At 61.0% G+C, this 25,252-nt stretch carries 22 protein-coding genes; 14 read left to right on the top strand and 8 right to left on the bottom strand.

What is annotated here, in order from left to right:
- Positions 1-146 precede the first annotated feature (146 nt).
- Positions 147-1,226: a tRNA (uridine(54)-C5)-methyltransferase TrmA gene (gene trmA / locus V6607_RS28810; RefSeq protein WP_102605483.1), complete on the bottom strand. Its 1,080-nt coding sequence runs from the start codon at positions 1,224-1,226 to the stop codon at positions 147-149.
- Positions 1,223-2,518, bottom strand: a complete 1,296-nt coding sequence (locus V6607_RS28805) for an NCS2 family permease (RefSeq protein WP_003215557.1) — start codon at positions 2,516-2,518, stop codon at positions 1,223-1,225. Before V6607_RS28805 ends, trmA begins: the two co-directional genes overlap by 4 nt.
- Positions 2,519-2,718: 200 nt before the next feature.
- Between V6607_RS28805 and V6607_RS28800 the strand changes: the two genes are divergently transcribed.
- The 4 genes from V6607_RS28800 (at position 2,719) to V6607_RS28785 (ending at position 6,962) form a co-directional block, all read left to right on the top strand.
- Positions 2,719-3,165 (top strand): DUF4879 domain-containing protein, encoded by a 447-nt coding sequence (locus V6607_RS28800; protein ID WP_003215559.1) that lies wholly within the window; start codon positions 2,719-2,721, stop codon positions 3,163-3,165.
- Between the two features lie 106 nt (positions 3,166-3,271).
- Positions 3,272-3,796, top strand: a complete 525-nt coding sequence (locus V6607_RS28795; protein WP_003215562.1) for a (2Fe-2S)-binding protein — start codon at positions 3,272-3,274, stop codon at positions 3,794-3,796.
- Entirely contained in the window at positions 3,793-4,782 is a 990-nt protein-coding gene (locus V6607_RS28790; RefSeq protein ID WP_003215563.1) for a xanthine dehydrogenase family protein subunit M, read from the top strand. Before V6607_RS28795 ends, V6607_RS28790 begins: the two co-directional genes overlap by 4 nt.
- Complete coding sequence (locus V6607_RS28785; RefSeq protein ID WP_008436635.1) at positions 4,779-6,962, top strand: xanthine dehydrogenase family protein molybdopterin-binding subunit; 2,184 nt, start codon at positions 4,779-4,781, stop codon at positions 6,960-6,962. The genes V6607_RS28790 and V6607_RS28785 overlap by 4 nt, the downstream gene beginning before the upstream one ends.
- Here the strand turns inward: V6607_RS28785 and V6607_RS28780 are convergent.
- Positions 6,959-8,200, bottom strand: a complete 1,242-nt coding sequence (locus tag V6607_RS28780) for an MFS transporter (protein WP_063026986.1) — start codon at positions 8,198-8,200, stop codon at positions 6,959-6,961. The genes V6607_RS28785 and V6607_RS28780 overlap by 4 nt on opposite strands.
- Before the next feature lie 1,217 nt (positions 8,201-9,417).
- On the opposite strand from V6607_RS28780, the gene V6607_RS28775 reads away from it, so the two are divergent.
- From V6607_RS28775 to V6607_RS28765, 3 genes are read left to right on the top strand one after another with little or no spacing between them, the layout of a single operon-like run.
- Positions 9,418-10,857 (top strand): cytochrome ubiquinol oxidase subunit I, encoded by a 1,440-nt coding sequence (locus tag V6607_RS28775; RefSeq protein ID WP_008432808.1) that lies wholly within the window; start codon positions 9,418-9,420, stop codon positions 10,855-10,857.
- 3 nt (positions 10,858-10,860) lie between these two features.
- Positions 10,861-11,868: a cytochrome d ubiquinol oxidase subunit II gene (gene cydB, locus V6607_RS28770; protein ID WP_008432810.1), complete on the top strand. Its 1,008-nt coding sequence runs from the start codon at positions 10,861-10,863 to the stop codon at positions 11,866-11,868.
- A 12-nt stretch (positions 11,869-11,880) separates the two neighbouring features.
- Complete coding sequence (locus tag V6607_RS28765; protein WP_003215809.1) at positions 11,881-12,048, top strand: DUF2474 domain-containing protein; 168 nt, start codon at positions 11,881-11,883, stop codon at positions 12,046-12,048.
- A gap of 41 nt (positions 12,049-12,089) precedes the next feature.
- Here the strand turns inward: V6607_RS28765 and V6607_RS28760 are convergent, their stop codons facing one another.
- Together V6607_RS28760 and V6607_RS28755 are read right to left on the bottom strand one after the other, a co-directional pair.
- On the bottom strand, positions 12,090-13,214 hold the full coding sequence (locus V6607_RS28760; RefSeq protein WP_338742267.1) for a methyltransferase: 1,125 nt from the start codon (positions 13,212-13,214) through the stop codon (positions 12,090-12,092).
- 128 nt (positions 13,215-13,342) lie between these two features.
- On the bottom strand, positions 13,343-14,053 hold the full coding sequence (locus V6607_RS28755) for a LuxR family transcriptional regulator (RefSeq protein WP_003215813.1): 711 nt from the start codon (positions 14,051-14,053) through the stop codon (positions 13,343-13,345).
- A gap of 405 nt (positions 14,054-14,458) precedes the next feature.
- Here V6607_RS28755 and V6607_RS28750 point away from each other — a divergent pair, with 405 nt between their 5' ends.
- Positions 14,459-15,235, top strand: a complete 777-nt coding sequence (locus tag V6607_RS28750; RefSeq protein ID WP_087695254.1) for a ferredoxin--NADP reductase — start codon at positions 14,459-14,461, stop codon at positions 15,233-15,235.
- A gap of 40 nt (positions 15,236-15,275) precedes the next feature.
- On the opposite strand, the gene mscL is transcribed toward V6607_RS28750, so the two are convergent.
- Positions 15,276-15,692 (bottom strand): large-conductance mechanosensitive channel protein MscL, encoded by a 417-nt coding sequence (gene mscL / locus V6607_RS28745; RefSeq protein WP_003215816.1) that lies wholly within the window; start codon positions 15,690-15,692, stop codon positions 15,276-15,278.
- Positions 15,693-15,978: 286 nt separating this feature from the next.
- Between mscL and katB the strand changes: the two genes are divergently transcribed.
- The 3 genes from katB (at position 15,979) to radA (ending at position 19,568) form a co-directional block, all read left to right on the top strand.
- Complete coding sequence (gene katB / locus V6607_RS28740; protein ID WP_003215817.1) at positions 15,979-17,520, top strand: catalase KatB; 1,542 nt, start codon at positions 15,979-15,981, stop codon at positions 17,518-17,520.
- 105 nt (positions 17,521-17,625) lie between these two features.
- Positions 17,626-18,165 carry an ankyrin repeat domain-containing protein gene (locus tag V6607_RS28735; protein WP_023659179.1) on the top strand — a complete coding sequence of 180 codons (540 nt, stop codon included), beginning with the start codon at positions 17,626-17,628 and terminating at the stop codon, positions 18,163-18,165.
- Between the two features lie 35 nt (positions 18,166-18,200).
- Positions 18,201-19,568, top strand: coding sequence for a DNA repair protein RadA (gene radA / locus V6607_RS28730; RefSeq protein WP_003215821.1), 1,368 nt, complete (start codon positions 18,201-18,203; stop codon positions 19,566-19,568).
- A 115-nt stretch (positions 19,569-19,683) separates the two neighbouring features.
- Here radA and V6607_RS28725 read toward each other — a convergent pair whose 3' ends face one another.
- Positions 19,684-20,052: a PilZ domain-containing protein gene (locus V6607_RS28725; protein ID WP_087695251.1), complete on the bottom strand. Its 369-nt coding sequence runs from the start codon at positions 20,050-20,052 to the stop codon at positions 19,684-19,686.
- Positions 20,053-20,225: 173 nt separating this feature from the next.
- Between V6607_RS28725 and V6607_RS28720 the strand changes: the two genes are divergently transcribed.
- The 3 genes from V6607_RS28720 (at position 20,226) to yjiA (ending at position 23,612) form a co-directional block, all read left to right on the top strand.
- A complete protein-coding gene (locus V6607_RS28720; protein ID WP_003215826.1) occupies positions 20,226-22,292 on the top strand; it encodes a carbon starvation CstA family protein in 2,067 nt (688 codons plus the stop codon).
- 15 nt (positions 22,293-22,307) lie between these two features.
- Positions 22,308-22,505, top strand: coding sequence for a YbdD/YjiX family protein (locus tag V6607_RS28715; protein WP_003176208.1), 198 nt, complete (start codon positions 22,308-22,310; stop codon positions 22,503-22,505).
- A 147-nt stretch (positions 22,506-22,652) separates the two neighbouring features.
- Positions 22,653-23,612, top strand: a complete 960-nt coding sequence (gene yjiA, locus V6607_RS28710; protein WP_003215828.1) for a GTPase — start codon at positions 22,653-22,655, stop codon at positions 23,610-23,612.
- Positions 23,613-23,809: 197 nt separating this feature from the next.
- Here yjiA and glyA read toward each other — a convergent pair whose 3' ends face one another.
- Positions 23,810-25,063, bottom strand: a complete 1,254-nt coding sequence (gene glyA / locus V6607_RS28705) for a serine hydroxymethyltransferase (protein WP_134327344.1) — start codon at positions 25,061-25,063, stop codon at positions 23,810-23,812.
- Positions 25,064-25,252: the final 189 nt, after the last annotated feature.

The following is a 25,252-nucleotide window of genomic DNA, read 5'->3' as shown; positions in this document are numbered from 1 at the left end:
ACACCGATCCACTGTGGGAGCTGTCGAGCCTTGGCGAGGCTGCGATGGCGGCGGGGCTGATGACATTTTTCTGTCTGACCCACCGCCATCGCGGCCTCGCTAAAGCTCGACGGCTCCCACATTTTGATTTTTGCAATGCTGGGGATTTAACGCCGGGTCAGCAACACACCCGATTCCATGTGGTGCGTCCACGGAAACTGGTCAAACATGGCGCACTGGGTAATCCGGTGCGTGTCATGCAGTTGCGCAATGTTCGCCGCCAACGTCTCCGGGTTGCAGGAGATGTACAGGATGTTCTCGAAGCGCCGGGTCAGCTCGCAGGTGTCCGGGTCCATGCCGGCACGCGGCGGGTCGACGAACACGCTGCCAAACTCGTAGCTCTTGAGGTCGATGCCGTGCAGGCGGCGGAACGGCCGCACTTCATTCAAGGCCTCGGTCAGCTCTTCGGCAGACAAACGCACCAGGGTGACGTTATCCACCGCGTTTTCATCGAGGTTGCTCAGTGCCGCGTTCACCGAAGTCTTGCTGATCTCGGTGGCCAGCACTTTGCGCACGCGAGTGGCCAGGGGCAGGGTGAAGTTGCCGTTGCCGCAGTACAGCTCCAGCAAGTCGTCACTGCGATCGCCCAGGGCTTCGAATGCCCAGTTGAGCATCTTCTGGTTCACCGTGCCGTTGGGCTGGGTGAACGCGCCTTCAGGCTGGCGATAGCTGAAGGTGCGACCGCCGACGTCGAGTTTCTCGACCACGTAATCGCGGCCGATCACATCGCGCTTGCCCTTGGAGCGGCCGATGATGCTGACGTTCAGGTCCGCCGCCAGCTTGTTCGCCGCCGTATGCCAATGCTCATCCAGCGGGCGGTGATAGCACAGGGTAATCATCGCGTCGCCGGCCAGAGTGGTGAGGAACTCCACCTGGAACAGCTTGTGGCTCAGGGCGGCGCTGGCTTGCCAGGCGGCCTTGAGTTGCGGCATCAACTGGTTGATGCGCAGGCTGGCAATCGGAAACTCTTCAATGAGGATCGGTGTGCGCTTGTCCTCCTGGGAGAACATTGCGTAGTGGCGCTGACCCTCTTCGCGCCACAGGCGGAACTCCGCCCGCAGGCGGAAGTTCTGCAACGGCGAGTCGAAAACCTGAGGCTCTGGCGCGTCGAACGGCGCCAGCAGGTCACGCAGGCGCGTGACCTTTTCTTCCAGTTGAACGGTGTAGCTTGCGGCGTCAAAAGTCATGCGTTGAACCAGCCCAGCTTGATCACAAACAGAATCGACAGGATCACCAGCGCCGGGTTCAGCTCACGGTAGCGGCCCGAAAGCAGCTTGATGGCGGTCCAGGCGATGAAACCGAAGGCAATGCCGTTGGCGATGGAATAAGTGAATGGCATCGCCAGGGCGGTGATCACCACCGGTGCGGCGACGGTGATGTCGTCCCAGTCGATTTCGGCCAGGCCCGAGGTCATCAGCACGGCGACGAACAGCAGCGCCGGTGCGGTGGCGAAGGCCGGAACGCTGGCCGCCAGTGGCGAGAAGAACAGCGCCAGCAGGAACAGGATCGCGACCACGACGGCGGTCAAACCGGTACGGCCACCGGCGCTCACGCCCGCCGCCGATTCGATGTAGCTGGTGGTGGTCGAGGTGCCCAGCAGCGAGCCGGCCATGGCCGCCGTGCTGTCAGCGATCAGCGCACGGCCCATTTTCGGCATGTGGCCGTCCTTGCCCATGAGACCCGCGCGCTTGGCGACGCCGATCAGGGTGCCGGAGTTGTCGAACAGGTCGACGAACAGGAACGCGAAAATCACGCTCACCAGGCCGATGTCCAGGGCGCCCTTGATGTCCAGTTGCAGGAAGGTCGGGGCCAGCGAAGGTGGCATCGACATCACGCCGCCGAACGGGGTGAAGCCCAGCACGATGGAGGCGATGGTCACCACCAGGATGCCGATCAATACCGCGCCGCGCACTTTCAGGGCTTCCAGCGCAACGATCAGCGCGAAGCCGAGGGTGGCGAGGATCGGCGCGGGTTGTTTCAGGTCGCCCAGGCCTACCATGGTGGCCGGGTTGCTGACCACGATGCCGGCGTTGTGCAGGGCGATCAGCGCCAGGAACAGGCCGATACCCGCCGCAATCGCCGAGCGCAGGGGCAGCGGGATGCTGTTGATAATCCATTCGCGGATGCGGAAGATCGACAGCAGGAAGAACAGCACTGCCGAGATGAACACCGCACCCAGCGCCACTTGCCAGGTGTGGCCCATGTGCAGGACCACGGTGTAGGTGAAGAATGCGTTGAGGCCCATGCCCGGTGCCAGGGCAATCGGGTAGTTGGCGATCAGGCCCATCACGGTGGAACCGATGGCCGCCGCGAGGCAGGTCGCAACAAAGACCGCGCCCTTGTCCATGCCGGTCTCGCCGAGAATGCTCGGGTTGACGAACAGGATGTAGGCCATGGCCAGGAAGGTGGTGACGCCCGCGAGAATCTCGGTGCGCACATTCGTGTTGTGTGCCTTGAGTTGAAACAGCTTTTCCAGCATGCCTGCTCCCTGTGACGCTATCTTGCGTCGTTATTTGTTGACCTCTAAGTCAAAGCACAAACTGCGCCAAGCGCCTGTGGTTCCAGAGAGGATCGGAAAAAGCGGCGCATCATACCAGCAGCCGAGGGCCAGTGGCGCATAGGCTTGATCATGGCCTTGAGGCATACTGCGCCGACGTTTATTACAGGGTCATCGACAGCATGAAAAAAGCCAGCGCCTGGAGTCTAGCTCTGTTCGGTTGCATCGGCCTGTGGCTCGGTGCGGCACCGGCGTGGGGCGCGCCTGCACCGGCGTTGAGCGAGGTGCGGGTATTCAAGGTTCAGTCGGCCAAGTGCACTGAAACCATTCCCGAGCGGGCCGACAGCACCCAGATGTGCACGCACCGCGGGCAAACCCTGGTGTACGTGATGGAAGTCGGCCTGGGCAACAGCTCCCACGCGTTTTTCGATGGAGCGCCGGTGTCCGGCACCAGCATGGCCATCTGCCAAGTGGGTTCCATCAGCCAGCCGTGCAGCGGCGCCGGCACTTTGATGGGCTACATCTATACATTCCAGCTGGATATCGACGCCGGCGGCACCTTCCAGTACAGCAACACCTCGATCAACCCGCCGCGCAACCAACTGGTTACCACCCTCAGCATTCGCTGATCGCCACCCATCAATTGCCTTGAACGCTCATAACCCCGGGAAGTCGTACCGCTAAGACGGCGACTTCCCAGAACGCCGCGATTGCACACCAATCCGTGAGGTGTTTATGAGCGCAACCCCCAATGGCGCGGCGGCCAAGCCGTTCGTCAGTCATCCGATACGCCTGACCCTCAATCGGGACCCCATTCAACTGGATGTATTGCCCTGGACCACCCTGCTGGACCTGCTGCGCGAGCAACTGGACCTGACGGGCACCAAGAAGGGCTGCGACCACGGCCAGTGCGGTGCCTGCACCGTGTTGCTCAACGGTAAGCGGGTGAACGCCTGCCTGACCCTGGCGGTGATGTGCGACGGTGCCGAGTTGACCACCATCGAAGGCCTGGCCTCGGGCGACGACCTGCACCCGATGCAACAGGCCTTTATCAAGCACGATGCCTTCCAGTGTGGCTACTGCACGCCGGGGCAAATCTGCTCGGCGGTGGGCCTGGCCCGTGAAGGCCGCGCCCACGACACCGCACAGATCCAGGAACTGATGAGCGGCAACCTTTGCCGCTGCGGCGCCTACAACAACATCCGCGATGCCATCGAAGAAGCCTTGCCGGCGTGCCGCGTGCAGGGAGGTGAGCAATGAATCCCTTCCATTACAGCAAGCCGGCCGACGTGCAGGAGGCGGTGCACCTGGTCAGCCCGGCGTCGCGGTTTATCGCCGGTGGCACCAACCTGCTGGACCTGATGAAAGAGAACATCAGCCGCCCGGAGCACCTGATTGATATCACCGGGCTGCCACTTCGCGACGTGGAAGAAACTCCCGAGGGCGGCTTGATGATCGGTGCCCTGGTGAGCAACGCCGACCTGGCCTGGCACCCGCTGATCGAGGAACGTTACCCGCTGCTGTCCCAGGCCATCCTCGCCGGCGCCTCGCCGCAATTGCGCAATATGGCCAGTACCGGCGGCAACCTGCTGCAACGCACCCGTTGCTACTACTTCTATGACGCCGCCGTGCCCTGCAATAAACGCGAGCCCGGCAGTGGCTGCCCGGCGCGGGTCGGTTTGAACCGCATCCACGCGATCCTCGGCGCCAGCGACCAGTGCGTCGCCACCCATCCTTCGGACATGTGCGTGGCCCTGGCCGCCCTGGATGCGCGGGTGCATGTGCAGGGCCGGGGTGGTGCGCGGGTCATCGAGTTCGCCGACTTTCACCGGCTGCCGGGCGATGCACCCCAGCGGGATAACCAGTTGGCCGACGACGAACTGATCACCGCCATCGAGTTGCCTGCCGACCACCTGGCTGCCCACAGTCACTATCTTAAAATCCGTGACCGGGCTTCCTACGCCTTCGCCCTGATATCCGTCGCGGCGGCGCTGGAGCTGGATGGCGATGTGATCGTCGACGCCCGCCTGGCCCTGGGCGGCGTCGCCCACAAGCCATGGCGTGATCGCGCGGTGGAAGCCGCGCTGATCGGCCAGTCCGTCAGCCGCGAAACCTTCAGCACTGCCGCTGAAACCCTGCTGCTGGACGCCGAGCCGTTGGAGCACAACGGTTTCAAGATCAAACTGGCACGCCGCGCGATCATTCGCGCCCTGAGCGATGCCGCTGTTGCAGGAGCCACGTCATGAGCGCAATCGGCAAACCGTTGGACCGGGTCGACGGTCTGCTCAAGGTCACCGGGCAAGCGCGCTATGCCGGTGAGTTTCCCGAGGATGGCTTGCTGCACGGCAGCGTGGTGTCGAGCAACATCGCCAAGGGCCGGGTCATCCGCATTGATGCGTCCCAAGCCCTGGCGTTACCCGGTGTGGTGATGGTGCTTGATCACCTCAACCGCCCGAAACTGGCCAGCTACGACGACAGCTACGCCGATGCCGATGCTGCCGACGGCTCGCCGTTTCGCCCGCTGTACAACGACCGCGTGCTCTACAGCGGCCAGCCGTTGGCATTGGTGATTGCCGACAACCTGGAGCTGGCGCGCCACGCCGGTTCCCTGGTGCAGATTGAATACGCCGCCGAGCCTGCCGAGACCGATCTGCTGGCCTTGCAGGAGCAGGCGCACCCGTCGCCGCAAACACCGCCCAAGCCGCGCGGCAACTTCCAGGCCGAATGGACCGGCGCCGCCACGAGCCTGGACCTGCACTACAGCACGCCCATCGAACACCATAACCCCATGGAACCCCACGCCAGTACCGTGCTGTATCAGCCGGACGGCACCCTGCATATCCACGACAAGACCCAGGGGCCGCAGAACTGCCAGGCCTATGTGCAGAAAGTCTTCGGCCTGGATAAAAGCCAGGTGCGGATCTTCGCCGCGTTCGTCGGCGGCGCCTTTGGTTCCGGTCTGCGCCCGCAGTACCAGTTGCCGCTGGCAGTGATGGCATCGCTGGCCCTGAAGCGTTCGGTGCGCGTCACCCTCACGCGCCAGCAGATGTTCACCTTCGGTTATCGCCCGCGCACCTTGCAGCGCCTGCAACTGGGTGCTGCCGCCAATGGCCGCTTGCTTGCCCTGGGCCACACCGCCATCGGCCAGACCTCGCGCTTCGAGGACTTCAGCGAACACGTGGTGGAATGGAGCGGCATGCTTTATCACTGCGATAACGTGCTGCTGACCTACAAGCTGGTGCCGCTGGACGTGTTCACACCGCTGGACATGCGCGCCCCCGGCGCAGCGCTGGGGGTGATCGGCCTGGAATGCGCGATGGATGAACTGGCCTGCGCCCTGGGCATCGACCCGGTGCAATTGCGGCTGATCAACTATGCCGAGCGCAATCAGAACGAAGACAAGCCCTGGTCCAGCAAAGCGTTGCGCGAATGCTACAGCGAAGGTGCCGAGCGTTTTGGCTGGAGCCAGCGCAACCCGGAGCCGCGAAGCATGCGCGATGGTCGCCAACTGATCGGTTGGGGCATGGCCGGTGGCGTGTGGGAGGCCCTGCAAATGAAGGCGAGCGCCAAGGCACGCATCGACCACCTCGGCAAGCTCACGGTCAGCAGTGCCACCACCGATATCGGCACCGGCACTTACACGGTCATGGCGCAGATCGCCGCCCAGGCCAGCGGCGTGCCGGTAGGCGATGTGACGTTCCTGCTGGGGGATTCATCGCTGCCGACGGCGCCGTTGCAGGGCGGCTCGTTTACCGTGTCGTCGGTGGGCAGCGCGGTGCAACAGGCCTGTGAAGCGTTGAACGCCAAGCTGTTGGACATTGCGCGCAAGACGTACCCGGCGTTCAAAGACGCTGAGTCGGCGCGGTTTGAGAACGGCCAGATGCACGCCGGTGACCAGCGCATCTCCCTGGCGCAATTGGTGCAAGACAGCGGCGAGCAGGCGCTGGAAGTGCAGGTGGATTGCGAGCCGGGCAAACAGCGCGAAGGCTATGCCTCTGCCACGCATTCGGCGGTGTTTGTCGAAGTGCGGGTGGATGAGGACCTGGGCACCATCAAGGTCAGCCGGGTGGTCAGTGCGATTGCGGCCGGGCGGGTGGTCAATCCGAAGATGGCCCGTAGCCAGATTCTCGGCGGTGTGGTCTGGGGCATCGGCATGGCGTTGCATGAGGAGACCCAGGTCGATCACGCATTGGGTCGCTCCATGAACCACAGCCTGGCCGAATACCACATTCCGGTAAACGCGGATATCGGCGAGATTGATGTGCTGTTTGTCGAAGAACACGACGAGATCGTCAACGCCCTTGGTTCCAAGGGCGTCGGCGAGATCGGGATAGTCGGGGTTGCGGCGGCGGTGGCCAACGCGGTGTATCACGCCACCGGCAAGCGGGTGCGGGACTTTCCCGTCACCCTCGACAAGGTCTTCTAAACCTTGGCGGGTTCTTCCACCGGCACATGCATGCGGTCGCGGTTGGCCAGGGTCGGGAACAGTTTGATCCAGACCCCGGTCACCACCAGCGTGCCGATGCCGCCCATGACCACGGCGGGCACGGTGCCGAACCAGTGGGCGGTGATCCCGGACTCGAACTCGCCCAACTGATTCGACGCGCCGATAAACAGCCCGTTGACCGCGCTTACCCGGCCGCGCATTTCGTCCGGGGTTTCCAGTTGCACGAACGAGGCGCGGATCACCATGCTGATCATGTCCGCTGCGCCCAATACCACCAGCACCGCCAGGGAGAACCAGAACGAGGTAGACAGGCCGAACGCGATGGTGGCTACGCCAAACACCCCGACCGCCGTAAACATGATCCGCCCCACATGCCGGTCGACGGCAAACCGCGCCAGCCACAACGACATCAACAACGCCCCGACCGCTGGCGCCGAGCGCAGCAGCCCAAGGCCCCACGGCCCGGTCAGTAAAATGTCCTTGGCGAACACCGGCAGCAAGGCCGTGGCGCCGCCCAGCAATACGGCGAACAGGTCCAGGGAAATCGCGCCGAGGATGTCCGGCCGACTGCGGATAAAACGAATCCCGGCCAGCAACGAATCCATGGTCGCCTTGGCCTTGTTCAGCGGCGTCTGGCGCGCGGGCAGGTTGAGGGTCAGCACGCAGGCGATCAGGTACAGCACCACCGTGGGGCCGTAGACCCAGACACTGCCAAAGGCGTACAGCAGACCGCCCAGCGCCGGCGCCACGATGGTGGCCAATTGCTGCGCCGACTGCGACGACGCCACGGCGCGGGGAAACAGTGCAGTGGGCACGATGCTCGGCAGCAGGGCCTGGGTGGTGGGCATTTCAAACGAGCGGGCTGCGCCCAGCAGGAATGCCAGGATAAAAATCATCTCGCGGGTGACATTGCCGGTCAGTCCGCCGATTGCCAGGGATAGCGCGATCAACGCTTGAACGGTCTGGCAGATGGCTGCGACCTTGCGCCGTTCATAGCGGTCGGCCACATGGCCGGTGTGCAGCATGAACAGGACCCGCGGTACGAACTCCACCAGGCCGACCAAACCCAGGTCCAGCACGTTGCCGGTCAGTTGGTAGAGGTTCCAGCCGATGGCCACGGTGAGCATCTGGAAACCGCTGGCGGTGAAGATCCGCGCCAGCCAGAACGCGATGAAAGGGCGGTGGTGACGTAACAGCAGCGCGGGTTCACTGGGCATCGGGGAGACGGGTCTGGGTGGGGGAACGGTGAGGTTATCACCAACTTGTAACCAATAGTTGCGTGGTGGGTTGGGGGGTATGAGATATGTTCAGTCTGGCTGAGTACATATCCGTTTCTTCGGTAACGGCCACTTATGGTTCCGCTCTTACAGCGGGTCACTTTTGGCAAACGCCCCAAAAGTAACCAAAAGGTCTTTGCCCCACCACTCGGTGCCTCGCTTAGGCTCGGCATGCCCGCACTCCGGCCCGATTCCGCGGGCCGCCGCGACGGGCCATCCATGGCCCGGCGCGGCTAAATCGGCATCCTTGCCGATTTACCCGCTCCACCGTGCCTACTTGCGGCCATCGTGGTTGACGGGGCCCGCAGATCAAAATCAAAAGCAGATCAAAAGCAGAGCACAGCGGCCTACCGGCCGGCTTGAGTGTTAAAAGCAAAAGCAAAGACCAGAGCGAAAACAGAGCTGCTTTTCTGTGGGAGCGGGCTTGCTCGCGAAAAGCCTGAGGGCGCCGCGTTCATCCAGAATGCCCACGTCATCGTTAACGACCTTCGCGAGCAAGCCCGCTCCCACATTTGGACTGTGCCCGCTTTAGCTTTTGATTCTGCTCTTCAACACTCAAGCCGGCCGGGAGGCCGCTGTGCTTTTGCTTTTGATCTTGATTTTGATCTTAGGCGCCCCGTTAAACCACGCTGGCCGAACGCAGGCTTTGGAGCGTGGGTAACCTGGCAGGACGCCAGGTTAGCCGTCCTGGGCCAAGGATGGCCCATGACGGCGGCCCACGGTCCAAAGCCTGCGTGAGGGCACTCCGAGCCTAGGCGAGGAGCCGAGTGGTGGGGCAAGAGCGTTTTGCTTACTTTTGCGCTTTTCAAAAGTGAGCCGCTGTAAGAGCGGAACCAATACCAGCCATCACCCAAATAACGGATATACACCCAAAACACGCCCAATCTCACCAAAGACAACACCCAGTGACCACTGAGGCAACCTGTCACGCGGCAAAAGACCACGCCTTGCTCTCGCGAAAATGGGACTACTCTTTCAGCAATGCTTGATCCAGATCAAAACCTTCGCCGGGATTGCTCTGGCGGTCGCAAGGCCAGAATCCCTGCGTGGTTGGTTATAAAAAGAAACGAATTTGAATTCGCCACACTCCATATCCGTGGGGGCAGTGGGTGCAGGCCTCCAGCCAGCATTCGGTATTACCTGACAGAGGAAGACTTATGTTCGGTTTGGAGGCGCTAGATCTCGCCCGAATTCAATTCGCGTTCACCATCTCATTCCATATCCTGTTCCCGGCCATCACCATCGGCCTGGCCAGTTACCTTGCGGTGCTGGAAGGCCTGTGGCTCAAGACCCACAACGACACCTACCGTGACCTCTACCATTTCTGGTCGAAGATCTTTGCCGTCAACTTCGGCATGGGCGTGGTCTCCGGCCTGGTCATGGCCTATCAGTTCGGCACCAACTGGAGCCGCTTCTCGGACTTCGCCGGTGCCGTCACCGGGCCGTTGCTGACTTATGAGGTGCTCACGGCGTTCTTCCTCGAAGCCGGCTTCCTTGGGGTCATGCTGTTCGGCTGGAACAAGGTCGGGCGCAAGCTGCACTTCTTTGCCACGGTGATGGTGGCCGTCGGCACGCTGATCTCGACTTTCTGGATTCTTGCCTCCAACAGCTGGATGCAGACGCCACAGGGCTTTGAAATCATTGATGGCCGGGTGATTCCCACCGACTGGCTGGCCGTGATCTTCAACCCGTCGTTCCCCTACCGCCTGATGCACATGGCCACGGCCGCGTTCGTCGCTACCGCGTTCTTCGTCGGCTCCTCGGCGGCCTGGCACTTGCTGCGCGGCAAGGACAACCCGGCGATCCGCACCATGCTGTCGATGGCAATGTGGATGGCGCTGATCGTTGCGCCGATCCAGGCGGTCATCGGTGACTTCCACGGCCTGAATACCCTCAAGCATCAACCGGCGAAGATCGCCGCGATTGAAGGCCACTGGGAAAATATCGGCAACGAGCCCACGCCGCTGATCCTGTTCGGCTGGCCGGACATGAAGGCTGAAAAAACCAAGTTCGCGGTGGAAATCCCATACCTGGGCAGCCTGATCCTGACCCACTCCCTGGACAAGCAGGTGCCGGCCCTCAAGGAGTTCCCGCCTGAGGATCGTCCGAATTCGACCATCGTGTTCTGGTCGTTCCGGGTCATGGTGGGCCTGGGCTTCCTGATGATCTTCACCGGCCTGTTCAGCCTCTGGCTGCGCCGTGGCGACAAGATGTACACGTCCAAGCCGTTCCTGTACCTGGCGCTGTGGATGGGCCCGTCCGGCCTGATCGCGATTCTCGCCGGCTGGTTCACCACCGAGATCGGCCGTCAGCCGTGGGTGGTCTACGGGCTGATGCGCACGGCAGACGCCTCGTCCAACCACAGTTTTGCGCAGATGAGCATTACGTTGGTGTTGTTTGTGGTGGTGTACTTCGCGCTGTTTGGCGCGGGCCTGGGCTACATGATGCGCCTGGTGCGCAAAGGGCCTGTGACCCACGAAAGCACCGAGCCCACCCACGGTGGCCCTGGGCAGAAACGCACACCGGCCCGTCCGTTGTCGGCGGCTGATGACAGTGCCGATGCCGATCACGGCGACACCTTGAACAAGGGGAACTGAGCCATGGGTATTGATCTTCCGCTGATCTGGGCCGTGATCATCATCTTCGGCATCATGATGTACGTGGTCATGGATGGCTTTGACCTGGGGATCGGCATTCTCTTCCCGTTCATCCCGGGCAAGACCGACCGTGACGTGATGATGAACACCGTCGCCCCCGTGTGGGACGGCAACGAAACCTGGCTGGTACTCGGCGGCGCGGCGTTGTTTGGCGCGTTCCCGCTGGCCTATTCGGTAGTGCTCTCGGCGCTGTACCTGCCACTGATGCTGATGCTGATCGGGCTGATCTTTCGCGGCGTGGCGTTTGAGTTCCGCTTCAAGGCCAAGGACGACAAGCGTCACCTGTGGGACAAGGCCTTCATCGGCGGCTCGCTGGCAGCGACGTTCTTCCAGGGCGTGGCGCTGGGGGCGTTCATTGATGGCATCCCGGTGGTCGACCGGCAGTTTGCCGGTGGCTCCCTGGACTGGCTGACGCCGTTCACGATGTTCTGCGGCGTGGCCCTGATCGTGGCGTATGCGCTGCTGGGCTGCACCTGGCTGATCATGAAGACCGAAGGCAGCTTGCAGGAGAAGATGCACAACTTGGCCCGGCCCCTGGCCTTCGTGGTGCTGGCGGTGATCGGTATCGTCAGCCTCTGGACGCCGCTGGCCCACCCGGAAATCGCCTCGCGCTGGTTCACCCTGCCGAACCTGTTCTGGTTCCTGCCGGTGCCGATCCTGGTGTTGGTGACCATGTACGGCCTGATTCGCGCCGTGGCCCGCAATGCGCACTACACGCCGTTCCTGCTGACACTGGTGCTGATCTTCCTTGGCTACAGTGGCTTGGGGATCAGCCTGTGGCCGAACATCATCCCGCCGTCAGTTTCGATCTGGGACGCCGCCGCACCGCCGCAAAGCCAGGGCTTCATGCTGGTGGGCACCTTGTTCATCATTCCGTTCATCCTGGGCTACACCTTCTGGAGCTACTACGTGTTCCGCGGCAAGGTCACCCACGAAGACGGTTATCACTAGGAGGATTGACTCATGTCCGGCAAACCTTCGTTGCACGACATCGAACAGGCCGAGAAAAAGCCGCTCTGGCAGCGCCTGGGCTGGCTGGCGATGATCTGGACCGGCAGCGTCCTGGCCCTGTTCGTGGTGGCCAGCCTGATGCGCATGTTCATGAATGCCGCGGGCCTGACCACCCACTGACATCCCGTTGTAACTATTGCCCTCCTTCATGGAGGGCTTTTTTATTTGCGCGCCTTGAGGACCACGAACTTCGGCGTGGTCGCCACTTGCTCGACGCCACGGAACAACCGCGCCAACTTGGTGTGATAACCCAAGTGACGGTTACCGACGATGTACAGGGCGCCGCCCACCACCAACGCTTCCCGCGCCTGCTGGAACATGCGCCAGGCGAGGAAGTCACCCACCACTTGCTGCTGGTGGAACGGCGGGTTGCACAGCACCACGTCCAGTGATTGCGGTTCCTGATCGGCCAGGCCGTCGCCGGGGCGAATCAGCACGTCACGTTCGCCCAGCGCCGCACGCCAGTTCTCGGCCGCCGATTGCACCGCCATATAAGACTCGTCGACCAGCGTGTACTGCGCCTCGGGGTTTTGCAGCGCGCTGGCAATCGCCAGGACGCCATTACCGCAACCCAGGTCGGCTACGCGGGCGCCGCCCAGGTTTTGTGGCAGGTGCGGCAGGAAGGCCCGGGTGCCGATATCCAGGCCTTCGCGGCAGAACACGTTGGCGTGGTTGAGCAGTTCGATGGCCGGGGTTTCCAGGCTGTAGCGCGTAGGGTAGGGCGATACGGCGTGTGGCCGATCGGCCAGGGTGGCGATCAGCAATCGGGCCTTTTTTACCGCCAGTGAGGCGTGCATCGGGCCGACATAGCGCTCCAGCAGTTCGCCGGCAGCCCGTGGCAGGTGCTTGACCATCGCCCCGGCAATCACTTCGGCGCCGGGTGCCAGTTGACCTTGCAGGCGAATCAATTGTTCTTCGAGCAGGGCCAGGGTTTTCGGCACGCGGATCAGTACGCAGTCGAACGGCCCGGCAGGTGTCTGGCTGGCGGGCAGGAACGTTACCGCGTCGAAAGCCTTGCCGTTGCGCGCCAGGTTTTTCTCCAGGCCCAGGGCGCCGAGGAACGAGTCACCACTGGAGGTGACCTGCACATGCCCTTCGAGGCTGGCCGCCAGCGCGCCGAAACTGTCGTTGAGCACGAGTACGCGGGTCGGCGTCGTCAGCTGTTGTTCCGCTAGGTAGCTGAGCAAATACTCATCGGCTGCATCAAACGCTTGCAGCGGGTCGTTGTGCTGTTCTGGCTGACGGATCAGGTCGAGTTGGGCGAAGGGGCTGTCGAGCAGGGGCATGGCGGGGGAGACTCTGGGTAAGCGAACCATCGGGGTGAGCGGCGACGCGAGGCGCATCAGGGGCTCGCGTCATCACCCGGAACTGGCCGCAAATGTTACGTTTTTTTCCCCTGGATTACATGCGGTGTTTAAAACAACCCGCATTTGACTGCCGTGATCACTGCGGCAATCTTGTTACTGACCCCCAGTTTCTTCATCGCACTGCTGATATGGAAGCCGACCGTGCGTTCGGACAGGCACAGGATGGTGGCGATGTCCGAGGCGGTCTTGCCCAAGGCCGACCATTGCAGGATTTCGGTTTCCCGCGGGGTCAATTTGCTGGGCGCTTGCGGGCTGGGATTGTCTGCGTATTTTTTGGCCACCACCGCGTGCATGGCGTGGCAAATCCAGAGCACTTGCCCGGCTTTTTCATAGAGTTCTTCAGGGCCCACTGGGCCGGTGGCACGCCCCAGGCTCAACATGCTGAAAACACCCTGGAAGTCATGAACCGATTGGGTCCATCCGAAATTCAGTCCGTTGGACTGGGCATGGGCCCATAAGTCCGGTACCGAAGAAAAGGTTTTCTCGTCCCATACGATCGGTAGAACCGAGCGTTTGCAATGCGCAACCACAGGGTCGAGATCAAAGTAGTGCTCTTGTCTGTACAGCGTATTCCATTCATTGGAATAGTTGTTGAGGTTGATAGTTTTCGTTTGGTTGTTGGGTAGATGGGAACTAAGGGTGAATGCGCAGTATTGGAAGCCAAGCTCGTAGGTAAGGTTGAGGGCAGCTTCGTACATACTGGTTATTTCGCTTTCCCCTTCGAGTTTGGGCAGGCGAGTGTTGTGCCAGTTGACCATCGGTAACTCTCCATGCGAACGGTTTTTACATGGGGTACTTCCAAGGCCCCCGGTTACAACGTGAAAAAATAGTGTAGGACAACGGCTACAGCTCGAAATAAAAATTTGGTTATGTTCAAGCGGGCGTTAGGCCAATAACATTTGTACAACCTGGCTACGGTGTACAGGTTTCAGGCGTTCGATAAGATTTTTTTCCATTAGTTTTAAGAACTTGCTCTAAATGCGCCTTGTTAATATTTAGTTGCACTCCCTCATCTAATGGCTTGTTGGAAGGCGACTAATAGCCAAATATTTAGTACCGCCCAGCGGTTGCCACAATGGGCAGCGGCAATGCCAGCACAAACCATCGGTGTTTCCAGGCGGCGCTTTGGGGGACACTAGGGGCCTCTGCAAATGGAGTTTCCCATGACGGCCAGTGCTGAAAAATACACCCGCCAGACCCTGCTCGACGTGAAATCGCTGACTCCCAGCCTGTTTACCCTGCGCACTACCCGAGACCCTGGTTTTCGTTTTCGCGCCGGACAATTCGTGCGTCTTGGGGTGACCAAGGCCGATGGCGGCATTGTGTGGCGTGCTTATTCGGTGGTGTCCTCGCCCTTTGATGAATACCTGGACTTCTTTTCCATCGTGGTGCCGGGCGGTGAGTTCACCAGTGAGCTGAGCCGCCTGCGGGAAGGCGATACCCTGCTGGTAGAACGCCAGGCCACGGGCTTTCTGACCCTGGACCGGTTTGTGGATGGTCGCGATCTGTGGCTGCTGGGCACCGGGACCGGTATTGCGCCGTTTCTCTCGATCCTGCAGGACTTCGAAGTGTGGGAGAAATTCGAGCGGATTATCCTCGTCTATAGTGCCCGCGAAGCAAGGGAGCTGGCTTACCAGTCGTTGATCCATGAACTGGGCGAACGTGAGTACCTGGCAGAATACGCCCACAAGCTCACCTACATTCCCATTGTCACCCGCGAGCAACATCCGGGCGCGCTGAATGGGCGGATTACCACCCTGATCGAGAACGGCGAATTGGAGCGCGCCGCAGGCATCGAGCTGACCCCCGAGCATTCCAGGGTGATGATTTGCGGTAACCCGCAGATGATCGACGACACGCGTCAGTTGCTGAAACAGCGCGACATGCAACTGAGCCTGACCCGCCGTCCGGGGCAGGTCGCGGTAGAAAACTACTGGTAAAACAAAGGCGCCCTGCAGGCGCCTTTACTTTTTGCCGAGCTTACTCGGGCTTGCTGTTCTGTGCCTTGAGCAGATCGCGGATCTCCCCCAGCAGCACTTCTTCCTTGGTCGGGACCGGCGGCAGGCTAGGTGCCACGGCCTCTTCACGCTTCAGGCGGTTGATGGCCTTCACGCCCATGAAGATCGCAAACGCAACGATCACAAAGTCGATCACGCTCTGGATGAACTTGCCGTACGCCAGTACGACGGCCGGCGCATCGCCCTGGGCGGCTTTAAGCGTTACGGCCAGGTCGCCGAAGTCGACACCCCCGATCAACAGGCCGATAGGTGGCATCACCACGTCGCCTACAAAGGATGAAACAATTTTGCCGAAGGCGGCGCCGATGATAATACCGACCGCCATGTCGACCACATTACCTTTGACCGCGAAGGCCTTGAACTCACTTAACACGCCCATAGGTTATTCCTTGTTACAGATGAGGAGGTAGAAGCCAGTGTAAGACAGTGTGGCGAGGCTTGCTCGACACAACTGCTAACAGTGTCCGTTTTTATCGACACATTAAATCGCAAATAGTTTGCAAAGTGCCACCAATCGCGCGCGGAATACCCGCTATTTCAGTGGGTTACCACACTATTTTCTTTATCGGGGTGGTACGGCTTTTCTATTTATCTTCTGACTCGCGGGTCACTAGCCTCTGGCAAGCACAACTCAATGTGCACTAAAAAAACCAGAGGATACCTCGATGAAAAACCCTATTAGCCGCGGGCCTATTTCTGCGCGACAGGTGCTGTTTGCAGTGAGCGCCAGTCTTCTTTCGCTGTCCGTACACGCCGCCAACCTCACGCGCGATAATGGCGCGGCGGTCGGTGACAATCAGAACTCGCAAACCGCCGGTGCGAATGGCCCGGTCCTGTTGCAAGACGTGCAACTGATCCAGAAGTTGCAGCGCTTTGATCGCGAGCGTATTCCGGAGCGCGTTGTGCACGCCCGTGGCACCGGCGCTCACGGTACTTTCACCGTCACCGATAACCTCAGCGACCTGACCAAGGCCAAGGTGTTTGCCGCCGGCGAAGCCACGCCGGTATTTGTGCGCTTCTCTGCGGTCGTTCACGGCAACCATTCGCCGGAAACCCTGCGTGACCCGCGCGGCTTCGCCACCAAGTTCTACACCGCCGAAGGTAATTGGGACCTGGTCGGTAATAACTTCCCGACATTCTTTATTCGCGATGCGATCAAGTTTCCGGACATGGTTCACGCCTTTAAACCAGATCCGCGCACTAACCTGGACGATGACTCCCGTCGCTTTGACTTCTTCTCCCATGTTCCGGAGTCCACTCGTACGTTAACCGAGTTGTACTCGGACTCCGGCACTCCAGCCAGTTACCGGGAAATGGACGGTAACGGTGTACATGCCTACAAGTTGATTAACGCCAAGGGCGAAGTGCACTACGTCAAGTTCCACTGGAAGAGCCTGCAAGGCATCAAGAACCTCGATCCTAAACAAGTGACTGAAGTACAGGGCCGTGACTACAGCCATATGACCAATGATTTGGTCACGCACATCAATAAGGGCGACTTCCCCAAGTGGGACCTGTATGTGCAAGTGCTGAAACCGGAAGACCTGGCCAAGTTTGATTTCGACCCGTTGGATGCCACCAAGATCTGGCCGGACGTGCCGGAGCGCAAAGTCGGGCAGATGGTGCTGAACCGCAACCCGGCCAACGTCTTCCAGGAAACCGAGCAAGTCGCCATGGCGCCGGCCAACCTGGTGCCGGGCATCGAGCCGTCGGAAGACCGCCTGCTGCAAGGCCGGGTGTTCTCCTATGCCGATACGCAAATGTACCGCCTGGGGCCAAACGCCCTGCAACTGCCGATCAACGCACCCCGGGTGACCGTCAACAACGGTAACCAGGACGGCGCGATGAATTTCGGCAAGACCACCACTGGCGTGAACTACCAGCCAAGCCGCCTGCTGCCACGGGAAGAGCCGCAAACCGCGCGGTACAGCCAGTCGGCCCTGTCGGGCAGTACCCAGCAAGCGAAGATCCAGCGTGAGCAGAACTTCAAGCAGGCCGGCGACCTGTACCGCTCGTTCAACAAGAAAGAACGCCAGGACTTGATCGACAACTTCGGCGGCTCCCTGGCCACCACCGATGACGAGAGCAAGCACATCATCCTGTCGTTCCTCTACAAGGCTGATCCGGAGTACGGCACCGGCGTGACCAAAGTGGCCAAGGGCGACCTGGCCCGCGTTAAAGCACTGGCCGAAAAGCTGACCGACTAACCGCCCACGCTCCCTGTAGGAGCTGGCTTGCCGGCGATAACGCCCACAAGTACGCCATCGCCGGCAAGCCGGCTCCTACAGGTGGCACATCACTGAGAATTTGCCATGCGAATCTTTATAGGCGCTGTCCTTGCGTGTTTGTCGTTCAGCGTATTGGCCGAACAAGCTGACCCGGCCGCGCTTAAGGCACAACTGCAGGATTACTACTTCGACGCCGCCCGCCGTGGCGACGTGGACATGCTCAACACCTTCATCGAATCCGGCTATTCGCTGAACACCCAGGATGAAAAAGGCTACACGGCGCTGATTCTCGCCGCCTATCACGGTGAAAGTGCCTACGTGGACCGATTGCTCGCCGCCGGCGCCGATGCCTGCGTGCAGGACAAACGCGGCAACACCGCCTTGATGGGCGCGATCTTCAAGGGTGAGCTGAAAATCGCCCAGCGCCTGCTCGCCACCGACTGCAACCCCGACCAGCGCAACGGCGCCGGACAAACGGCGGCCATGTATGCCGGGCTGTTCAAACGCGTGGAACTGCTGGATGAACTGAAAGCCAAGGGCGCCGATCTGAATGCCGAAGACCCGATCGGTAACAGCGCTTCACGTTTGGCCAGCGGTGAAATCCGTACCCCGGCGCCGCGCTGAGCTATCATCGCGGTTTTTCGGTTGGAGGTTCTCAAATGGCAAAGGCCAAGCGCATGTATGGCTGCACGGAGTGCGGCGCGACCTTTCCCAAGTGGGCCGGCCAGTGCACGGAATGCGGTGCGTGGAACACCCTGACCGAAACCATGATCGAAAGCGGCGGCGCCGTGGCCCCCAGTGGCCGTTCCGGCTGGACCGGGCAACAAACCCAGATCAAGACCCTGGCCGAAGTCAGCGTCGAAGAAATCCCGCGTTTCTCCACCGCTTCCGGTGAACTGGACCGGGTGCTGGGCGGCGGCCTGGTGGATGGCTCGGTGGTGCTGATCGGCGGTGACCCGGGCATCGGTAAGTCCACGATCCTGCTGCAAACCCTGTGCAGCATCGCCAGCCGCATGCCGGCGCTGTATGTCACCGGCGAAGAATCCCAGCAGCAGGTGGCCATGCGTGCGCGCCGCCTGGGCTTGCCTCAGGACCAACTGCGGGTGATGACCGAAACCTGCATCGAAAGCATCATCGCCACCGCGCGCCTGGAAAAGCCCAAGGTGATGGTGATCGATTCGATCCAGACGATTTTCACCGAGCAACTGCAATCGGCACCGGGTGGCGTGTCCCAGGTGCGGGAAAGTGCCGCGCTGCTGGTGCGCTATGCGAAACAGAGCGGCACGGCGATTTTCCTGGTGGGCCACGTGACGAAAGAAGGCGCACTGGCCGGCCCGCGGGTGCTGGAACACATGGTCGACACCGTGCTGTATTTCGAAGGCGAGTCCGACGGGCGGTTGCGTTTGTTGCGGGCGGTGAAGAACCGTTTTGGCGCGGTCAACGAGTTGGGTGTGTTCGCCATGACTGACCGGGGCTTGAAAGAAGTCTCCAACCCGTCAGCGATTTTTCTTACCCGCGCCCAGGAAGAAGTCCCGGGCAGTGTGGTGATGGCAACGTGGGAAGGGACCCGACCGATGCTGGTGGAAGTCCAGGCGCTGGTGGACGACAGCCACTTGGCCAACCCGCGTCGTGTCACCCTGGGCCTGGACCAGAACCGGCTGGCGATGTTGCTGGCGGTATTGCACCGCCACGGCGGCATTCCCACCCATGACCAGGACGTGTTCCTCAACGTGGTGGGCGGGGTCAAGGTGCTGGAAACCGCGTCTGACCTGGCGTTGATGGCGGCGGTGATGTCCAGCCTGCGCAACCGGCCGTTGCCCCATGACTTGCTGGTGTTTGGCGAAGTGGGCCTGTCGGGTGAAGTGCGCCCGGTGCCCAGTGGCCAGGAGCGCTTGAAAGAAGCGGCCAAGCATGGCTTCAAGCGGGCCATCGTGCCCAAGGGCAATGCGCCGAAAGAAATGCCACCGGGGCTGCAAGTGATCGGGGTAACGCGCCTGGAGCAGGCGCTGGATGCCCTGTTCGAATAGTCGCCAGCCACACAGCCCCCCTGTGGGAGCCGGGCTTGCCCGCGATGGCGGTGTATCAGCTGATTGATATGCAAACTGACACACCGCCATCACAGGCAAGCCAGCTCTCACATGCTCAGATCTCCAGCAAGGCGGCGAATTCCCGCTCCAGTTCTTCCTGATCGCCCAGGTTCAGCTCGATTACCCGCCGCAGGTGGCTGATGGAGTCGAGGTCGATGTGTTCGCACACAAAGCCGAGCTGCCCATGATCGTCGTGGGTCAGCCGCACCTGCATCTTCACGTCGGTCTCGGCGTCGAGATGAATGTCCACATCGAACGATTCGTAGCGATGGCCGTGCCATTCTTGCGGCCGTTGCACCAGCAAGCCCTTGAGCGACAAATCTACCAATTGCACCGGCCAGACACGGCCGTCTTGCGTGAGCTCGGTCCTGGCGTCGAAGGCAATGCGTCGGAAACGGCGTCGGTCTGAAGGCTGTTCGCTCATGGTGAAACCCTCTGTGGATAAAGGAATTGTAGCCGTGCGCCATCATGGGGCGGTTTTTTCTGCTTTTTTTGCCCCGGCAAGGCTCTAGACCAACGTAGGGGGGTGGCCTTTAAGGCCAGTAGCGCTAAACTCGGGATGGCTGTCTTTCTGTCCACCCTGGCTGGAATATAAAAATGAAAAATAATAATAGCCTGCTACGCCATCTACCCTGGCTGCTGCTGGCAATCGTAGGAGCGTGCGCCCTGGGCGTAGTGGCCTTGCGCCGCGGCGAGGCGATCAACGCCTTGTGGATCGTGGTCGCAGCAGTGGCCATTTATCTGGTTGCTTACCGTTACTACAGTCTGTTCATCGCTAACCATGTGATGCAGCTCGATCCACTGCGGGCTACCCCCGCTGTGCTGAACAACGACGGTCTGGACTATGTGCCGACCAACAAACACATCCTTTTTGGTCACCACTTCGCGGCAATCGCCGGCGCAGGGCCTTTGGTCGGCCCGGTACTGGCGGCGCAGATGGGCTACCTGCCCGGCACGTTGTGGCTGATCGCCGGCGTGGTGCTGGCCGGGGCGGTGCAGGACTTCATGGTCCTGTTCCTGTCCACCCGGCGCAACGGCCGTTCCCTGGGGGACATGGTCCGCGAAGAAATGGGCCGTGTGCCCGGGACCATCGCGCTGTTCGGCTGCTTCCTGATCATGATCATCATCCTCGCGGTGCTGGCGCTGATCGTGGTCAAGGCCCTGGCCGAAAGCCCGTGGGGCATCTTCACGGTGATGGCAACCATTCCGATCGCGATGTTCATGGGCATTTACATGCGCTACATCCGCCCGGGCCGCATCGGTGAAATCTCGATTGTCGGCGTGCTGTTGCTGCTGGGTTCGATCTGGCTGGGCGGGCAGATTGCCGCTGACCCGGTGTGGGCCAAGGCCTTCAGCTTCACCGGCATCCAGATCACCTGGATGCTGGTGGGTTATGGCTTCGTGGCGGCCGTGTTGCCAGTGTGGCTGATCCTCGCACCACGGGACTACCTGTCTACTTTCCTGAAAATCGGCACCATCATCGCCCTGGCGATTGGCATCCTGGTGACCATGCCCGACCTGAAAATGCCGGCGCTGACCCAGTTCATCGATGGCACCGGCCCGGTGTGGAAGGGCGGCCTGTTCCCGTTCCTGTTCATCACCATCGCCTGTGGCGCGGTCTCGGGTTTCCACGCACTGATCTCCTCGGGCACCACGCCCAAGTTGCTGGCCAGTGAAGGGCACGCCCGTTACATCGGCTACGGCGGCATGTTGATGGAGTCGTTCGTGGCCATCATGGCGATGGTTGCCGCTTCGGTGATCGAGCCAGGGGTGTACTTCGCCATGAACAGCCCGGCCGCGATTGTCGGCGGTGACGTGGTGGCTGTGGCGCAAACCGTCAGCAGCTGGGGTTTTGCAATTACCCCGGAAGCGTTGCAGGCGGTGGCCCATGACATTGGTGAGTCCACCATCCTGGCCCGTGCCGGCGGTGCGCCAACCCTGGCGGTGGGTATCGCGCAGATCCTGCACAGCGTCCTGCCGGGTGAAAACACCATGGCGTTCTGGTACCACTTTGCGATCCTGTTCGAAGCGCTGTTCATCCTGACCGCAGTCGACGCCGGTACCCGTGCCGGTCGCTTCATGCTGCAGGATTTGCTCGGCTCCTTCGTGCCGGCGCTCAAGCGTACCGAGTCCTGGACGGCCAACCTGATCGCTACCGCAGGTTGTGTGGCGATGTGGGGTTACCTGCTGTACCAGGGCGTGATCGACCCACTGGGCGGCATCAACACCTTGTGGCCGCTGTTCGGTATCTCCAACCAGATGCTGGCCGGTATCGCGCTGATGCTCGCCACCGTTGTGCTGATCAAAATGAAACGCCAGCGCTACATCTGGGTGACCATGCTGCCAGCCGTATGGCTGCTGATCTGCACCGTGACCGCAGGCTTCATCAAGCTGTTCGACGCCAACCCGGCGATCGGCTTCCTGTCGCTGGCCAAGAAATACAGCGATGCCCTGGCCGGCGGCCAGATCCTCGCACCGGCCAAGAGCATCGACCAGATGCAACACGTGATCTGGAACGCCTACACCAACGCAACGCTGACGGCGCTGTTCCTGTTCGTGGTCTTCAGCATCCTGTTCTATGCGCTCAAGGTCGGCATTGCTGCCTGGGGCAAAAAGGAACGTACGGATAAAGAAGCGCCATACCAGGCCATCCCGGACGCTTGATAGAGGATTGCAATCATGTTCAATGACATCAGTCGCCTCGGTAAATACCTCGGTCAGGCCGCGCGCCTGATGGTCGGCATGCCCGACTACGACACCTACGTCGAGCATATGCAAACCAAACACCCGGACAAACCGATGATGGACTACAAGGCGTTCTTCCGGGAACGCCAGGAGGCCCGTTACGGCGGCAAGGGTGGGCCCAAGTGCTGCTAGCCCGGTAGTTCGGGCTGCGGTGATCCCTTGTGGGAGCGGGCTTGCTCGCGAAGGCGGTCTTTCAGTGATGCATGTGCTGACTGACACGCCGCCTTCGCGAGCAAGCCCGCTCCCACATTTGTTTTGTGTTTCTTCAAGGAGAATTCTTTGTCCTCTCCCATCCCCGTCACCGTCCTCAGCGGCTTCCTCGGCGCTGGCAAGACCACCTTGTTGCGTCACCTGCTCAAGGCCGAGCACGGCTTGAAAATCGCCGTGATCGAAAATGAATTCAGCGACGCCGGTATCGACACCCAACTGTTGGGCAGCGAGCCGGTGCAAGTCATGACCCTGTCCAATGGCTGCGTGTGCTGCACCATCCACACTGACCTGACCAAGGCCCTGTACCTGTTGCTGGAGCGCCTGGACAGCGGCGAGATCGCCTTCGACCGCCTGGTGATCGAGTGCACCGGCCTGGCCGACCCGGCCCCTGTGGCCCAGACCTTTTTCATCGATGAAGAACTGCGCGAGCGCTACATCCTCGACGGCATCATCACCCTGGTGGACGCGGCCCACGCCGAGCACCACCTGACCCAGACCATCGCCCAGGCGCAGATCGGGTTTGCCGACCGCCTGCTGGTGAGCAAGCGCGACCTGGTGGACGATGCCACCTTCGACGCCCTCAGCGAGCGCCTGACTCGTATCAACCGCCGGGCGCCGATTCGTGTGGTGGAACACGGCAAGATCGACCTCGCCGAACTGCTGGATGTGCGCGGCTTCAACCTCAACGCCGGCATGAGCCTGCGCCCGGTGAGCCAGGCGCCGTCCATCGACCGTATTTCCAGCCTGGTGCTGCGCACTGACCAGCCGCTGGATATCGACAAACTCAGCGAGTTCATGAACGAGCTGCTGGAAGACCACGGCAAGCAATTGCTGCGCTACAAAGGCGTGCTGAACATTGCCGGGGAAGACCGGCGCATGGTGTTCCAGGGCGTGCTGAAGCTCTACGGGTTCGATTGGGACACCGAATGGGCCGAAGGCGAAGCGCGGGAAAGTGTGATTGTGTTTATTGCTGACGAGTTGCCGGAAGAGAAGATTCGCGAAGGCTTTGCGCGGGTTTACCAATCCTGACTTGAAACGCAGTCAAAATGTGGGAGCGGGCTTGCTCGCGAAAGCGGTGTATCAGTCAGCCCATGCATCAACTGACACAGCGCTTTCGCGAGCAAGCCCGCTCCCACATTTGATGTCATTTCAAATTGAGAAAGCAGCGTTTTCAGGCATAAAAAAGCCCGGCTCAAGAGCCGGGCTTTTCATTCAAGCAACTGCAATCAAGCGCCGTATACCGGCAGCTTCTTGCAGATGGCCTTGACCTTCTCACGCACAGCGTCAATCACTGCTTCGTTGTTCAGGTCAGCCAGGATGTCGCAGATCCAGCCAGCCAGTTCCTTGCACTCTGCTTCCTTGAAGCCACGAGTGGTCACAGCCGGGGTGCCGAAGCGCAGGCCGGAGGTGACGAACGGCGAACGTGGGTCGTTCGGCACCGAGTTCTTGTTCACGGTGATGAAGGCTTTGCCCAGAGCGGCGTCAGCGTCTTTACCGGAGATGTCCTGCTTGATCAGCGACAGCAGGAACAGGTGGTTCTCAGTACCGCCGGACACCACGTCAAAACCGCGCTCGATGAACACGCCGGCCATGGCCTTGGCGTTTTTCACCACTTGCTGCTGGTAGGTCTTGAACTCAGGCTGCAGCGCTTCCTTGAAGCAGATTGCTTTGGCGGCGATCACGTGCTCCAGCGGGCCACCCTGGCCGCCTGGGAATACGGCGGAGTTCAGCTTCTTCTCGATCTCGGCGTTGGCGCGAGCCAGGATCAGGCCGCCACGTGGACCGCGCAGGGTCTTGTGGGTGGTGGTGGTCACGACGTCAGCGAACGGCACCGGGTTCGGGTAGACGCCAGCGGCGACCAGACCGGCCACGTGGGCCATGTCGACGAACAGGTAGGCGCCGACCTTGTCAGCGATTTCGCGGAAGCGTGGGAAATCCAGGATCTGCGAGTAGGCAGAGAAACCGGCCACGATCATTTTTGGCTTGTGCTCAATGGCCAGGCGCTCGACTTCGTCGTAGTCGATCAGGCCGTTGCCGTCGATGCCGTACTGAACGGCGTTGTACAGCTTGCCGGAGGAGGAAACGCTGGCGCCGTGGGTCAGGTGACCGCCGTGGGCCAGGCTCATGCCCAGGATGGTGTCGCCCGCTTGCAGCAGGGCCAGGTACACGGCGCTGTTGGCTTGGGAGCCGGCGTGTGGCTGGACGTTGGCGTAATCGGCGCCGAACAGTTCCTTGGCGCGGTCGATGGCCAGTTGCTCAACGATGTCGACGAACTCGCAACCGCCGTAGTAGCGCTTGCCCGGATAGCCTTCGGCGTACTTGTTGGTCAGAACCGAACCTTGAGCCTCCATCACGGCGGGGCTGGTGTAGTTTTCCGAAGCGATCAGCTCAATGTGCTCTTCCTGGCGCTGAGCTTCTTGCTCCATGGCGGCAAAGAGATCGGCGTCGTACTTGGCAATAGTCAAATCACGGCTGAACATGGCGGTCCTCAAGGATCGGGGGCAGAAAAGAAGCGCATTCTAACCCAATGGGTTTTAGATGGCATATGAAAGGACATCATGTCGCGGACAAGCGGGGCTCATCTGGGGATAGGTGGTGTTTGTTCGGGCCCCTTCGCGAGCAAGCCCGCTCCCACATTCAATCGGGTTCCTTCAGGTGGAATACGGTCG

This window comes from Pseudomonas sp. KK18, assembly GCF_037094675.1.
Taxonomy (GTDB): Bacteria; Pseudomonadota; Gammaproteobacteria; order Pseudomonadales; family Pseudomonadaceae; genus Aquipseudomonas.
Note: the sequence above shows the minus strand (reverse complement) of the source record. Positions and strands in the feature narration are given on the sequence as shown.

Excerpts from the sequence above, each read along its gene's own strand:
- trmA (WP_102605483.1), bottom strand. The coding sequence starts at position 1,226 with ATGACTTTTGACGCCGCAAGCTACACCGTTCAACTGGAAGAAAAGGTC.
- V6607_RS28805 (WP_003215557.1), bottom strand. The coding sequence starts at position 2,518 with ATGCTGGAAAAGCTGTTTCAACTCAAGGCACACAACACGAATGTGCGC.
- V6607_RS28800 (WP_003215559.1), top strand. The coding sequence starts at position 2,719 with ATGAAAAAAGCCAGCGCCTGGAGTCTAGCTCTGTTCGGTTGCATCGGC.
- V6607_RS28795 (WP_003215562.1), top strand. The coding sequence starts at position 3,272 with ATGAGCGCAACCCCCAATGGCGCGGCGGCCAAGCCGTTCGTCAGTCAT.
- V6607_RS28790 (WP_003215563.1), top strand. The coding sequence starts at position 3,793 with ATGAATCCCTTCCATTACAGCAAGCCGGCCGACGTGCAGGAGGCGGTG.
- V6607_RS28785 (WP_008436635.1), top strand. The coding sequence starts at position 4,779 with ATGAGCGCAATCGGCAAACCGTTGGACCGGGTCGACGGTCTGCTCAAG.
- V6607_RS28780 (WP_063026986.1), bottom strand. The coding sequence starts at position 8,200 with ATGCCCAGTGAACCCGCGCTGCTGTTACGTCACCACCGCCCTTTCATC.
- V6607_RS28775 (WP_008432808.1), top strand. The coding sequence starts at position 9,418 with ATGTTCGGTTTGGAGGCGCTAGATCTCGCCCGAATTCAATTCGCGTTC.
- cydB (WP_008432810.1), top strand. The coding sequence starts at position 10,861 with ATGGGTATTGATCTTCCGCTGATCTGGGCCGTGATCATCATCTTCGGC.
- V6607_RS28765 (WP_003215809.1), top strand. The coding sequence starts at position 11,881 with ATGTCCGGCAAACCTTCGTTGCACGACATCGAACAGGCCGAGAAAAAG.
- V6607_RS28760 (WP_338742267.1), bottom strand. The coding sequence starts at position 13,214 with ATGCCCCTGCTCGACAGCCCCTTCGCCCAACTCGACCTGATCCGTCAG.
- V6607_RS28755 (WP_003215813.1), bottom strand. The coding sequence starts at position 14,053 with ATGGTCAACTGGCACAACACTCGCCTGCCCAAACTCGAAGGGGAAAGC.
- V6607_RS28750 (WP_087695254.1), top strand. The coding sequence starts at position 14,459 with ATGACGGCCAGTGCTGAAAAATACACCCGCCAGACCCTGCTCGACGTG.
- mscL (WP_003215816.1), bottom strand. The coding sequence starts at position 15,692 with ATGGGCGTGTTAAGTGAGTTCAAGGCCTTCGCGGTCAAAGGTAATGTG.
- katB (WP_003215817.1), top strand. The coding sequence starts at position 15,979 with ATGAAAAACCCTATTAGCCGCGGGCCTATTTCTGCGCGACAGGTGCTG.
- V6607_RS28735 (WP_023659179.1), top strand. The coding sequence starts at position 17,626 with ATGCGAATCTTTATAGGCGCTGTCCTTGCGTGTTTGTCGTTCAGCGTA.
- radA (WP_003215821.1), top strand. The coding sequence starts at position 18,201 with ATGGCAAAGGCCAAGCGCATGTATGGCTGCACGGAGTGCGGCGCGACC.
- V6607_RS28725 (WP_087695251.1), bottom strand. The coding sequence starts at position 20,052 with ATGAGCGAACAGCCTTCAGACCGACGCCGTTTCCGACGCATTGCCTTC.
- V6607_RS28720 (WP_003215826.1), top strand. The coding sequence starts at position 20,226 with ATGAAAAATAATAATAGCCTGCTACGCCATCTACCCTGGCTGCTGCTG.
- V6607_RS28715 (WP_003176208.1), top strand. The coding sequence starts at position 22,308 with ATGTTCAATGACATCAGTCGCCTCGGTAAATACCTCGGTCAGGCCGCG.
- glyA (WP_134327344.1), bottom strand. The coding sequence starts at position 25,063 with ATGTTCAGCCGTGATTTGACTATTGCCAAGTACGACGCCGATCTCTTT.